Annotated in this window: 14 protein-coding genes; 8 read left to right on the forward strand and 6 right to left on the reverse strand. The window is 64.1% G+C overall.

From position 1 onward, the window contains the following. Positions 1-370 precede the first annotated feature (370 nt). From O7A60_RS09555 to O7A60_RS09570, 4 genes are all read left to right on the forward strand, one after another. Complete coding sequence (locus O7A60_RS09555) at positions 371-634, forward strand: hypothetical protein (RefSeq protein ID WP_337106062.1); 264 nt, start codon at positions 371-373, stop codon at positions 632-634. 13 nt (positions 635-647) lie between these two features. Continuing rightward, entirely contained in the window at positions 648-1,073 is a 426-nt protein-coding gene (locus O7A60_RS09560) for a hypothetical protein (RefSeq protein ID WP_027144780.1), read from the forward strand. Positions 1,074-1,102: 29 nt separating this feature from the next. Next, on the forward strand, positions 1,103-1,624 hold the full coding sequence (locus O7A60_RS09565) for a hypothetical protein (protein ID WP_337106017.1): 522 nt from the start codon (positions 1,103-1,105) through the stop codon (positions 1,622-1,624). A 188-nt stretch (positions 1,625-1,812) separates the two neighbouring features. Beyond that, positions 1,813-2,097 (forward strand): SCP2 sterol-binding domain-containing protein, encoded by a 285-nt coding sequence (locus O7A60_RS09570; protein WP_337106018.1) that lies wholly within the window; start codon positions 1,813-1,815, stop codon positions 2,095-2,097. An 85-nt stretch (positions 2,098-2,182) separates the two neighbouring features. Here the strand turns inward: O7A60_RS09570 and O7A60_RS09575 are convergent, their stop codons facing one another. Continuing rightward, positions 2,183-2,749, reverse strand: a complete 567-nt coding sequence (locus O7A60_RS09575; RefSeq protein WP_337106019.1) for a GNAT family N-acetyltransferase — start codon at positions 2,747-2,749, stop codon at positions 2,183-2,185. A gap of 97 nt (positions 2,750-2,846) precedes the next feature. After that, positions 2,847-3,980: an ornithine/lysine decarboxylase gene (gene odc2 / locus O7A60_RS09580; protein ID WP_140504186.1), complete on the reverse strand. Its 1,134-nt coding sequence runs from the start codon at positions 3,978-3,980 to the stop codon at positions 2,847-2,849. 542 nt (positions 3,981-4,522) lie between these two features. Between odc2 and O7A60_RS09585 the strand changes: the two genes are divergently transcribed. The 4 genes from O7A60_RS09585 (at position 4,523) to O7A60_RS09600 (ending at position 8,716) form a co-directional block, all read left to right on the forward strand. Next, positions 4,523-5,719: an amidase gene (locus tag O7A60_RS09585; RefSeq protein WP_337106020.1), complete on the forward strand. Its 1,197-nt coding sequence runs from the start codon at positions 4,523-4,525 to the stop codon at positions 5,717-5,719. 3 nt (positions 5,720-5,722) lie between these two features. Beyond that, a complete protein-coding gene (locus tag O7A60_RS09590) occupies positions 5,723-6,622 on the forward strand; it encodes a LysR family transcriptional regulator (protein WP_027144786.1) in 900 nt (299 codons plus the stop codon). A gap of 193 nt (positions 6,623-6,815) precedes the next feature. Then, positions 6,816-7,484 (forward strand): DUF1007 family protein, encoded by a 669-nt coding sequence (locus O7A60_RS09595; RefSeq protein WP_337106022.1) that lies wholly within the window; start codon positions 6,816-6,818, stop codon positions 7,482-7,484. An 80-nt stretch (positions 7,485-7,564) separates the two neighbouring features. Next, entirely contained in the window at positions 7,565-8,716 is a 1,152-nt protein-coding gene (locus O7A60_RS09600) for a nickel/cobalt transporter (protein ID WP_415926811.1), read from the forward strand. 40 nt (positions 8,717-8,756) lie between these two features. Here O7A60_RS09600 and denD read toward each other — a convergent pair whose 3' ends face one another. The 4 genes from denD to O7A60_RS09620 form a co-directional block, all read right to left on the reverse strand. Then, positions 8,757-9,734: a D-erythronate dehydrogenase gene (gene denD / locus O7A60_RS09605; protein WP_337106023.1), complete on the reverse strand. Its 978-nt coding sequence runs from the start codon at positions 9,732-9,734 to the stop codon at positions 8,757-8,759. Between the two features lie 12 nt (positions 9,735-9,746). After that, positions 9,747-9,959 carry a hypothetical protein gene (locus tag O7A60_RS09610; protein WP_027146230.1) on the reverse strand — a complete coding sequence of 71 codons (213 nt, stop codon included), beginning with the start codon at positions 9,957-9,959 and terminating at the stop codon, positions 9,747-9,749. 89 nt (positions 9,960-10,048) lie between these two features. Next, positions 10,049-11,017, reverse strand: a complete 969-nt coding sequence (locus O7A60_RS09615; RefSeq protein WP_337106024.1) for a cation diffusion facilitator family transporter — start codon at positions 11,015-11,017, stop codon at positions 10,049-10,051. A gap of 14 nt (positions 11,018-11,031) precedes the next feature. Next, complete coding sequence (locus O7A60_RS09620) at positions 11,032-11,718, reverse strand: GNAT family N-acetyltransferase (protein ID WP_337106025.1); 687 nt, start codon at positions 11,716-11,718, stop codon at positions 11,032-11,034. Between the last annotated feature and the right edge of the window lie 5 nt (positions 11,719-11,723).

An 11,723-nucleotide genomic window follows, 5' to 3' on the forward strand; every position in this document is an offset into this window, starting at 1 on the left:
CTGCCACAAGCTTGTTGAGGCATGGTCCTGGCTAAGGAAACCCGGCAAAAGGCGGATCTTCTTGGCGATTTCTCCACCCAGCGACATCGTGATGGATGTCGCCCGAGCTGCCGATCCGATGGATATCGAGGCTGCCCGCGCCGCGCTGACGAAGCGCGCCGGGAGCGTCGCCGGCACGTTTTCGGTCGACACCGCGTCCTCGGTCGATGCCGGCTCGATCCTGTCGCGCGCGACGGCTGACAAGGCCGCGGCGACGGCCGATCCTGCCAAGAAATTCAAGAAGTTCGAGGCGATGGTCTTGCAGACCTTCATCCAGAACATGCTGCCCAAGGACACCGAGGGCGTCTACGGCACGGGTCTCGCCGGCGACATGTGGAAATCGCAACTCGCCGAACGCGTCGCCGACGTCATGGCCGATCGCGGCGGCATCGGCATCGCCAAGTCGCTGCTCGCCGACCACTACATGGACGGCAAGCGCAAGGTACCGATCGGCCCGGTTTCGAACGGACCGGAAAAGACCGAGATCGACCAGCAGACCCGTCTGTCCACCTCGCTCGTCCAGGAATTACAGCGCAAGGCCGCCAGGTCGATGACCGGCGACGAGACAACCATAAAAACAGACATCAAGATCTAGACTGGGAAACACCATGGCCGACTCTTCCGAATTCACCGCCAACCTGCCAGCGCGAGCAACGGCGTCGGACGCACCGACCCCATTCGCTCGGCCCGGAAACCTTGCCGCCATCATCGGCCGCATCGAGGAGGTGGTCGAGGAAGAGACCGCCGGCATCCGCAGCGATACGAGCTATGACCTCAAGGCGTCGAACGCCCGCAAGAGCCGCTATCTCTACGAGCTGACCCGCGCCATGAAGGGCGGCAGCGAGGCCGAATTCCTCGAGCAGCACCGTGAGGGCCTAACCCGGCTGCGCCAGAAGCTGGCGAAGAACGAGGCCGCGATCCTGGCGCATCTGAGCGCCGTCAACGAGGTTGCCGGCCTGCTGCGCAGCGCCATCCAGCGCGCCGAAACCGACGGCACCTACTCCGCCGGTGAGTTCGGCAGGCAGAAAGGTTAGAGCGCGGCGATGCCGGGCTCGGGTTCAAAATGATCAAGGTCATCGCCATAGCGGTCTGGATCTGCGCAGCCACGCTCGGCGCGGTGTTCTATTCGTTCCAGGCCGCCGGCGAACGCGGCGTTGGCGAAAAACCCAAGCCGATGCTGGGCGGGCTGGACTACGTCAAGACCGACGTCATTTCGGTGCCGCTGATCCACGATTCAAAGATCGACGGCTATTTCCTGGCCAAGCTCGTCTATACCGTCGAGCCGGAACAGATAAAGAAGCTGTCGATCCCGGCCGAGGCGCTGATTACAGACGAGGTCTACAGTTATCTCTACGCCCACCCCCAGATCGACTTCAGCAAAAAGGCGACGGTCGACCTCGATGCCTTTCGCGTCGCCATCCGCGACACGATCAACACGCGTGTCGGCGCAACCCTGGTGCATGAGGTCCTGATCGATCAGGTCAATTTCCTGAGCAAGGACGAGATCCGCGACAACTGGCTGCGCCGGCGCCAGGATGCCAGCACCCCTGCGACCGAGACGCCTAAGCCGGTCAGCGCGCATTGAACTGGCCGCCCGGTGCCGGTGGTCCCGATAGCAGTTGGAGTCGGGGCCGATTCCTGCAATTCGCGTTGACGTAAACGTCAATCCAAAGCTATATGCGGCAGCGATCGTGATCGCCAGTGATGCCGCATGGACTTCGGCTGGACCGAAGTGCCGTTGCGCGACAGAATGCAACCAGACAGGAGAACAGCGTGAGCGTTCAGGAGATTGCCGAGAAGATCAAGTCGCGCGTGGCCAGCAGCGGGTTCGATCGTTCCGTGAAATTCGACACCGGCAGCGACGGCGTCGTCGTCATCGACGGCGCAACCGTCTCGACCACGGACGCTCCCGCCGACTGCACCATCAAGCTCTCGCTCGACGATCTGGACTCGTTGATCGCGGGCGACCTGAACCCGACCATGGCCTTCATGACCGGCAAGATAAAGGTCGAAGGCGACATGACCGTCGCCATGGCGCTGAGCCAGTTGATCGGCTGAACGGATGCGGCCGCCAGAAGCGGCTTCGAGACAACAAAACGCCGCCTTTTCAGGCGGCGTTTTGTTTGAAGTTGTGCGTAAAGCGTCACGCCGCCAGGTTCGGCGCCTGTGCCTTGAGCTTGCGGCCGGTCGCCTTCAGCGTGCCCTGGGCGCCGTCGAGCGCGCCCTCCACCAGTTCCAGCGCCAGCAGGCGGTGCCGCTCGTAAGGCCCCGGCATGGCGAGCGCACCGGTCCTGGCGGCCGAAAAACCGAAGCGGCCATAATAGGGCTCGTCGCCGACCAGCAGGATCGCCGCGTGGCCGAGGCGCGCGGCTTCCGCAATGGCATGGCGCATCAGCGCCGAACCGATGCCGGCACTCTTGAGCGACGGGTCGACGGCGAGCGGGCCAAGCAGCAGCGCCGGACCGCCCTCGCCCAGCGTGACGTCCCATAGCCGCACCGTGCCGGCCAAGCCGCCCGAGGCATCGCGCGCGACGAAGGCCAGGCCCTCCGAGGGCCGGCGGCCGCGCCGCAACTTCTCCGACGATTTGGTCTTGCGCTTCGGCCCCATGGCACGATCGAGCAAGGCTTCGCGCGCCGCCACGTCGGCAACAGTTTCGGCGACCATTGCGAAGGCCGGCGCATGAGCTACGATTTCAACTGACATTTCCATTTCCGCAATCCCTGGCGAGCGGAGATCTGTTCCACAGGCGAGCCCAAGCGGGCGACGGGCGCCCACCTGGGATGATCTAAACAGCTCTAGCGAGCCGTCAGATCACGTAGGATCGGAGAGGCTCGAAGCCGTTGAAGGCGACCGCCGAGTAGGTGGTCGTGTAGGCGCCGGTGCCTTCGATCAGCACCTCGTCGCCGATGGTCAGCGACAAAGGCAGCGGATACGGCGTCTTCTCGTACATTACGTCGGCCGAATCGCAGGTCGGGCCGGCGAGCACGCAAGGCGCGGTCTCGGTGCCGTCATGCGCGGTGACGATCGGGTAGCGGATCGCCTCGTCCATCGTCTCGGCCAGACCGCCGAACTTGCCGATGTCGAGGAACACCCAGCGCACATTGTCGTTGTCGGCCTTCTTCGAGATCAGCACGACTTCCGACTTGATGACGCCGGCATTGCCGACCATGCCGCGGCCTGGCTCGATGATCGTCTCGGGAATGGCGTTGCCGAAATGCTTGCGCAGCGCCGAGAAGATCGCCTGGCCATAGGCCTGCGCCGCCGGCACGTCACGCAAATAGCGCGTCGGGAAGCCGCCGCCCATATTGACCATCTTGAGCACGATGCCTTCTTCGGCGAGCGTCGCGAACACCTTCTTGGCGTCGGCCAGCGCACGGTCCCATGCGGTCAGGTCGGTCTGCTGCGAGCCGACATGGAACGACACGCCATGGGCGTCGAGGCCGAGACCCTTGGCATGGCGCAGCACGTCGACGGCCATCGCTGGCACGCAGCCGAACTTGCGCGACAGCGGCCATTCGGCGCCTTCGCCATCGGTCAGCACGCGGCAGAACACGCGGGCGCCTGGAGCAGCGCGGGCGATCTTCTCGACCTCCTCGACGCAGTCGACCGCGAACAGCTTGATGCCGAGCTGGTAGGCGCGTGCGATATCACGCTCCTTCTTGATGGTGTTGCCGAAGGAGATGCGGTCCGCCGGCGCACCGGCGTCCATCGCCATCTCGACTTCGGCAACGGAAGCGGTGTCGAAGGACGAGCCCATCGCAGCAAGCAGGCGCAGGATTTCCGGCGCCGGGTTTGCTTTCACCGCATAGTAGATCCTGGAATCGGGCAGAGCCTTCTCGAAGGCGCGGAAATTGTCGCGCACGACGTCGAGGTCGACGACAAGGCAGGGGCCGGACGGACGTCGGGTGGCGAGGAAGTCGAGGATGCGCTGTGTAGCCATCGGGTTTCTCCATCGCGCCTTTCGGCGCGCACAGGGGTGCGGACACGGGCTTTCGGCCTCGCGAACACGCGGTCAAACAAAGGCGGGACGGAAAATCCATGGAACCAGCCGGTGGAGACCCCGGAACCATGAAACGCCGTCTCGCGGCGATGAACCTTGGCCTTGCCCGGCTTCGGTTCGCTTTGTCTGCCTTGGCTTGGATTGGGAGAACCCCGTTCCGCACTGCCGGCAATGAAGGTGTGCCTCTTCAGTAACCCCGGTCTTTGGACAACCGGCAGAGAACCAGAAAGGCCCGCACCGTCGTTGCTTCAAGGTGTCCTCGGTCTGGCGGTTGGCCGCTAAACCGACTGGAGGGGTTGGCTCCAGTTACCTTACCGATTTCCCTCACCATTCGAGGATCGGCGGACACCCACAGGCACGTGCGACTTTGGGCAAGCGCGATATAGGGGCGAAGTATTTCACAATCAATAAAAATCGTATCCCAGGTTGTAAAATTTCTGGCATCGAACAATGTTGGCGCAACCGTATCCGGATATCGAACGATGACAGGCACGCACGGCCCCTTCAACGCCTTTCTCGATCTTCGCCAGATGCCGGTGGCGCATGCCGAGCTTGGGCCCCTGGCCGGCCTGCGGCTGGCGGTTAAGGACATTTACGATGTTGCCGGCTACCGCACCGGTTGCGGCAATTTGCGGAAATTCGCCGAGGGCCACGCCGCTTCGCGCACGGCACCCGCGGTGCAAATGATTCTCGACGCGGGCGCGTGCTTCGTCGGCAAGACCCAGACCGACGAGCTCGCCTTCGCTCTGTTCGGCCAGAACGCGCATTTACCGTTTCCGGTGAACCCCGCGGCTCCCGACCGCGTCACCGGAGGCTCGTCGTCGGGGTCGGCGGCGGCGGTGGCGGGTAGGCTGGCCGACATCGCCACGGGGTCCGACACCGGTGGTTCGATCCGTGCGCCGGCGAGTTTCTGCGGGCTGATCGGGCTCCGCACCACGCATGGCCGCATTTCCCTCGAGGGCACCATGCCGTTGGCGCCGAGTTTCGACACGTTCGGCTGGTTCGCCGACGACATCGAAACCTACGAGACAGTCGGCAAGCTGCTGCTCGGCCGCGACCCGCACCAGCATGCGCTCGACCGCCCGCTGACGCTCGGCTGGCTGGACGAAATGGTCGCCCGGCCGGCACTCGCCGAATATGCGGGAATGAAGGCGCTGGCGGGCGCGGTTTTCGGCCCGCCGGCGACGCCAGCGACGCACTTCAGCTCTCCCCCGGATGAACTCTACTGGTGCTTTCGCCGGCTGCAGGCCAAGGAGGCATGGGCGGTGCATGGCGAATGGATCACCAGCGGCGAGCGCGACCTTGGCCCCGGGGTCGAGGAACGGTTCGGCTTCGGCCGTGCCGTCGACGAACGGACGGCTCGGGCCGAAAAAGTGCGCAGGCTGACCTTTCGCGGCGAATTGAGCGCCCTGCTCGGCAAGGACGGCTTCCTTGTCCTGCCGACGGTGCCAGGCCCGGCGCCATACGTCGACAGCACACCCGAGCAGTTCCAGGCCTATCGCGAGCGCGCCTTGCATCTTCTGTGCCTGGCCGGGCTCTCCGGCTTTCCCCAAATCACCTTGCCGATCGGCTCGGTCGCCGGTGCTCCTTTCGGCCTGTCGCTGCTTGGCCCTTCCGGCAGCGACATAGCCCTGATACGGCTCGGCCGAAAACTTCTCGACGCAGCACAAAGAGCCTGAACAATGGATACACTGACCCGCATGCGCGCCTTCATCGATGTCGTCGAGGCCGAGGGCTTTTCGGCGGCGGCGCGCAAGATCGGCCGCTCCAAGGCGCTGCTGTCGAAATATGTGCGCGAGCTGGAGGACGAACTCGGTGCGCTGCTGCTCAACCGCACCACGCGCCAGTTCTCGATGACCGAGGCCGGCCACACCTACTACCGTCGCGCCTCGGAGATCGTGCGCGAGGTCGACAGCCTGGCCGACGCCGTGCGCGAGTCCTCCGGCGATGTGCGCGGTCGGATCAAGCTGTCGGCGCCGCGCACCTTCGCCGACGCGCCGATCGGCCAGTCGCTGATCGACTTCGCCAAGCAATATCCCGACATCGTGCTCGACATCCAGCTCGACGACCGCTTCGTCGATCTGGTCGAGGAAGGCTTCGACCTCGCGGTGCGCATCTCGCGGCTGGAGAATTCGTCGCTGATCGCCAGACGGCTGGCGCCGTTTTCGATCAAGCTTTGCGGCTCTCCCGAACTGATCGCCAGGCATGGCATGCCGACACGGCCTCAGGATCTCGGCCACATGCCCTGCATCGTCGACACCAATGGCCGCGGCCTGAACAACTGGCCGTTCAAGGGCGACAATGGCGATCCGGTGAGCATCGCCGTGTCGGGCCCGATCGAGGTCAACAGCCCGATGGCGGCGCGCGCCGCGGCCTTGTCGGGGCTTGGATTCTGCATCCTGCCGGATTTCATCGCCGCGCCCGACCTCAAGAGCGGCCAATTGATGGCGGTGCTCGACGACCGCATCCTGTCGGGCGGCGGCATCTTCGCCGTCTATCCACACCGCCGCTATCTGCCGGCGAAGGTGCGCGTTTTCGTCGATTTCCTGGTGCAGTGGTTCAGGACGCGCGAGAGCGCCTGACCCCGCTTCAGTGTGCGTGTCGTCGTCCCAAAACCGCTTCGCACTTTTGGGCGACACGCCTTTATTGTGTGCGTGTCGTCGTCCCAAAACCGCTTCGCACTTTTGGGCGACACGCACTGGCGGTCCCAATTTCGCCCCCTTTCTGGTAACCTTCGACAACTCTCTCCGAACGCCAAGGGAATCGCGACCGCGAATGTATTTGAAACGGCACGCAATCATGCTGGCTTCGGCCTTGGCGGCGACCTTTGCCGTGACAGGACCCGCCCAGGTGCATCCGCACGTCTTCGCCGAGGCACGCCTCGACGTGATCCTGTCCGCGGATCACCAAAGTGTGAAAGCGTTGCGCCATCTGTGGCGCTTCGACGACCTGTTTTCGAGTACGGTGATGATGGAGTTCGACAAGAACTCCGACCTGAAGCTTGACGACAAGGAGCTGAAGGAGGTCGCCGATACCGTTCATGCCTCGCTGGCCGAGTTCAATTATTTCCAGCTCGTCACGCAGAACGGCAAGGACGTGACGATGGTGCCGCCGCCGCATTTGATGGCCAATTTCGACAACGACCAGTTGATCATCCTGTTCGAGTCCGAACCCAAGGTGCCGATCAAGCTGACCGGCACGGTCGACATCGGTGTCTACGATCCGACCTTCTACACGGCGATCGACTTCACCGAAGATTCCAACATCACCGTCGAGGGCTTGCCGTCGAATTGCACGAGCAAGGTCATCCGGCCGGACCCTGACGAGGCGATCAAGGAAAACCAGAAGACCCTGACTGATGCTTTCTTCAACGATCCGACAGGCACCGATATGAGCAAGATCTTTGCCACCAAGCTCGAACTGACCTGCCAGCCAGAAGGATAGATCCGGTGAACCTGATCGGGAACTGTTCGAAACCGTCCCTGCGTTTGGCATTCGGCCTGTTGGCCATCGCTTTTGCCGTGATGCATTTCGCCAATGCCGCGCACGCCCAGAGTTCGCTCGGCATCGGCGTCAATGACGGCATGGCGCCGACCACCGGTCCGTTCGCCCATATCCTGATGTGGATCAATCTCAGGCAGCAGGAATTCTATCGCGCGCTGGCGACAGCCATGAAGGCGATGCGCCAGGACAACAGCAAGCTCTGGGTGCTCATCGGCCTGTCCTTCGCCTATGGCATTTTCCACGCCGCCGGCCCCGGCCACGGCAAGGCGGTGATCTCCTCCTACATGGTGGCAAACGAAGTGGCGCTAAAGCGCGGCATCCTGTTGTCCTTCGTCTCGGCGCTGCTGCAGGGCCTGACGGCGATCCTGGTGATGCTGCTTGCCTATTTCGTCCTGCGCGGCACCACCATCTCGATGACCGATGCGGCCTGGTTCATGGAGATCATGAGCTTTGCCCTGGTCACCCTCTTTGGCGCCTGGCTTTTGTGGCGCAAGCTCGGTCCTTCCGTCCTGCGCCTGTTTGGCAAGGGGCCGGCCTACAGCCTGTCCGCGGCTCACGCAGGTCATTCCCACGCGGGCCATTCTCATGCCGGCGGCCATTCGCATGGCGCCCACGACCATGCTGCGCACGCTCATTCCCATGCACTTCACGCGCATGACGATCACGACCATGCGCATGGCCATTCGCACGATCATCACGACCACGGCGCGCACGACCACCATCACGACCATGGCGGGCACGACCATGGCGCGCACGATCATGCGCATCACGACCACGCCAGCGGGGAGGTCTGCGAAACCTGCGGCCACTCGCATGCACCCGACCCGGCGCTGCTGTCGGGTGACCGCTTCGATTGGCGCACGGCATGGTCGGCGGTGGCGGCGGTCGGCATCCGCCCCTGCTCCGGCGCGCTGATCGTGCTGAGCTTCGCGCTTCTCAACGGGCTCTGGCTCGGCGGCCTGCTGTCGGTGCTGGCAATGTCGATTGGAACCGCCATCACCGTCTCGGCGCTGGCGACGCTGGCCGTGACAGCCAAGAACTGGGCGGTGTATTTCGCCGGCGACGGCCGCATAGGCAACCGCATCCACTCGATCGTCGAGATCGGTGGCGCGGCCTTCGTGTTCCTGTTTGGATTGTTACTGCTGTCGGCCAGCTTGGCGAGCGGCGGGTAGACCCATCCAACCCATTGGAACGGGATAGGCGCCGCAACGCCTAACCGGCGATCTTGCCGCCGAGTTCATCCTCGATATGAACGCGGATAATCTCGTCGAAGCTCTTTTCAGCGCTGAAGCCGAGCTCCCTTGACCGCCGCGCCTCGAACCGGGTCGGCCAGCCCTTGACGATCGCCCAGATCGTCTCGTCCGGCTCCTCGCGGATCAGCTTCACCGCCTTGGCGCCGGCGATGCGTTCCAGCGCCTCGATCTGCTCGCCGACGGTGACGGCGACGCCCGGCATCGTCAGGTTGCGGCGCGGCCCGACGGCGGCACCGTCGATGTCAGCCGCGTGGATCAGGAAGTTCACCGCCGAGCGCGGGCTGGCGTGGGTGTGCAGCACCGAGCGCGGCACCGGCAGGATCGCCTCCTGCCCGTTCAGCGGTTCGCGGATGATGCCGGAGAAGAAGCCGGAGGCCGCCTTGTTCGGCTTGCCCGGCCGCACGCAGATCGTCGGCAGCCGGATGCCGATGCCATCGAAGAAGCCGCGCCTTGAATAATCGGCGAGCAGCGCTTCGCTCATCTGCTTCTGCGTGCCGTAGGAGGTCAGCGGCGTCGGGTGGAATTCGTCGGGAATGACATCCGGGAACGGCGCGCCGAACACCGCGATCGACGAGGTGAAGACGACGCGCGGCGCGAACCCCGCCAGGCGGATGGCGTCGAACAGCGCGCGCGTGCCGTCGAGGTTGACGCGGTAGCCGAGTTCGAAATTCGCTTCCGCCTCACCCGACACGATGCCGGCGAGGTGGAAGACGACATCGGGCCGCGACGCAACCAAGCCTTCCGCGGCGCCTGCTTCGGCAAGGTCACCCGTGTGCGCTGCGACGCTGACGCCGTCCATGGCTGGCGCCTGCGACGGCACGATGTCGTGCAGATCGAGCGCGGTGATCTTCTTGCCGCGCAGCGTGCCGTCCTTGGCCAGCCGGGCGATGAGCTTGCGGCCGACCATGCCCGCCGCGCCAGTGATCAGAATGCGCATGTCCGATATCCCTTACTTGTCTCGATTTTTGCGCTGGCTGCGCGCGCGCAGCCAGAACACCAAGAAGAACGCCAGCACGAAGGCGGTGCCGAAGATACCCGCCAGCACGGTCGAATAGTTGCCGAGTGCCAACATCACGGTCGGCAGGTAGAAAGCGGCAATACCGAACAGAAGCATGATCCAGACCGCCGCGATGGCCGCATTGCGCGTGTCGCGGTCCATCATGCCGGACCGGAGCGGCGATCGTTCATCGGTTTGAGTTTCAAAGCTGGAGAACTCCTGAGGCAGGTCCGATCAATGATCATCGATCGGGCCTAGTGATAGTGGCCGTGATGCGGAACCGCATCGTGCCCGTGCTTATGGTCGTGGCCGTCGCCATCGTCGGCGCAGTGGCCGAACTCCGGTTCCACGGTGGCATGGCTGATGCCGTGCTCGCTGGCAAGCCGCTTCTTGATGGCGCTGACCGCCTGATGCGCATCGACGCCTTCGTTGAGGCACGCGTGCAGCGTCGCCATGCTGCTCGTGCCGTCGATCGACCAGATATGCATATGGTGCACTTCGCGCACGCCCTTGACCACGGCCTGGATATCCCTGGCGATCAGGTCGCGATCTAGGCTTGGCGGCACGCCTTCGAGCAGGACGTGGGCGGCGGCGCGCATCAGCGACCAGGCGGTGGACAGGATCAGCAGCGAGACCAGCACGGACAGGATCGGGTCGATCGGCGTCCAGCCGGTCGCCAGGATGACCAGTGCCGCCACGATCGCGGCGGCCGAGCCGAGCAGATCGCCAAGCACATGCAGGATGGCGCCGCGCATGTTGAGGTTGTCTCGATCGCCGCCATGCAGCACCAGGAAGGAGCCTATATTGACCAGCAGGCCGAGGATCGCCACCCCCAGCATCGGACCGCCCAGCACCGGCGCAGGTGTCAGCAGGCGATTCCATGCCTCGTAGACAATCCACAGCGCGATGACGAAGATGGCGATGCCGTTGGTGTAGGCCACCAGCGTCTTGATCCGGCCGAAGCCGTAGGTGAGTTGGCCGGTCGCCGGCCGGCCGGCCAGATGGAAGGCATACCAGGCCAGGCCGAGCGCAATGGCGTCGGCGAGCATGTGGCCGGCATCGGCCAGCAGCGCCAGCGACCCCGTAAACAGGCCGCCGAGCGCCTCGGCGACCATGAAGCCGGCGGTAAGGCAAGCCGCGATCAGCACGCGCTTCTTGTCGCTCGAGCCTTGCACATGGCCAGCGCCGTGATCGTGCCCGCTGTGGTCGTGGGTATGCGCCAAATGGCAAACTCCCGTTAGGCGCCGAATTCCGCGCGAAAATCCTCCAGGCGGCGCTCCTGCTGGCCATCGGCGTCGAAGTTGGCTGGATCGAGCCAGGCTTCATAAGCCTTGCACAGAGCCGGCCATTCCTTGTCGATGATCGAATACCACGCGGTGTCGCGGTTTTCACCCTTGACGATGAGATGCTGGCGGAAAATGCCCTCGAATTTGAAGCCGAACCGTTCCGCCGCGCGCTTCGACGGCTCGTTGCGGTTGTTGCACTTCCATTCGTAGCGGCGATAGCCGAGTTCGTCGAAGATGTATTTCATGAACAGGAACTGCGCTTCCGTCGCCGCCGGCTTGCGCGAGATGAGCGGTCCCCAGTAGATGTTGCCGATCTCGATGACGCCATGGGCCGGATCGATGCGCATCAGCGTCTGGCGTCCCGCGATCTTGCCGCTCGCCTTGTCGATGACCGCGAAGAACAGTGGATCCTCGCTGGCCTCCACCTTGTCCAGCCAGGGCTGGAAGGCGGCGCGGTTTTCCGGCGGATAATCGGGCAGCCAGGCGAAGCGGCCGTCGACATCGGCTACGGAAGACGCTTCATAGAGGTCGTCGCCGTGCTTCGCGGCACTCAGCGGCTCGAGCCTGACATAGCGGCCCTCCAGCACCTTGTGCTCCGGGCGCGGACGGGGTTGCCAGTCTTTGAGATTTTCCGACACCGAAA

Source organism: Mesorhizobium salmacidum (SeqCode) (assembly GCF_037179605.1).
GTDB lineage: Bacteria > Pseudomonadota > Alphaproteobacteria > Rhizobiales > Rhizobiaceae > Mesorhizobium > Mesorhizobium salmacidum.

Bases quoted from the DNA above. Each gene is read 5' to 3' on its own strand.
- O7A60_RS09555 (WP_337106062.1), top strand. From the start codon at position 371: ATGTGGAAATCGCAACTCGCCGAACGCGTCGCCGACGTCATGGCCGAT.
- O7A60_RS09575 (WP_337106019.1), bottom strand. From the start codon at position 2,749: ATGGAAATGTCAGTTGAAATCGTAGCTCATGCGCCGGCCTTCGCAATG.
- O7A60_RS09600 (WP_415926811.1), top strand. From the start codon at position 7,565: ATGCATTTCGCCAATGCCGCGCACGCCCAGAGTTCGCTCGGCATCGGC.
- O7A60_RS09560 (WP_027144780.1), top strand. From the start codon at position 648: ATGGCCGACTCTTCCGAATTCACCGCCAACCTGCCAGCGCGAGCAACG.
- O7A60_RS09595 (WP_337106022.1), top strand. From the start codon at position 6,816: ATGTATTTGAAACGGCACGCAATCATGCTGGCTTCGGCCTTGGCGGCG.
- odc2 (WP_140504186.1), bottom strand. From the start codon at position 3,980: ATGGCTACACAGCGCATCCTCGACTTCCTCGCCACCCGACGTCCGTCC.
- denD (WP_337106023.1), bottom strand. From the start codon at position 9,734: ATGCGCATTCTGATCACTGGCGCGGCGGGCATGGTCGGCCGCAAGCTC.
- O7A60_RS09590 (WP_027144786.1), top strand. From the start codon at position 5,723: ATGGATACACTGACCCGCATGCGCGCCTTCATCGATGTCGTCGAGGCC.
- O7A60_RS09585 (WP_337106020.1), top strand. From the start codon at position 4,523: ATGACAGGCACGCACGGCCCCTTCAACGCCTTTCTCGATCTTCGCCAG.
- O7A60_RS09610 (WP_027146230.1), bottom strand. From the start codon at position 9,959: ATGATGGACCGCGACACGCGCAATGCGGCCATCGCGGCGGTCTGGATC.
- O7A60_RS09565 (WP_337106017.1), top strand. From the start codon at position 1,103: ATGATCAAGGTCATCGCCATAGCGGTCTGGATCTGCGCAGCCACGCTC.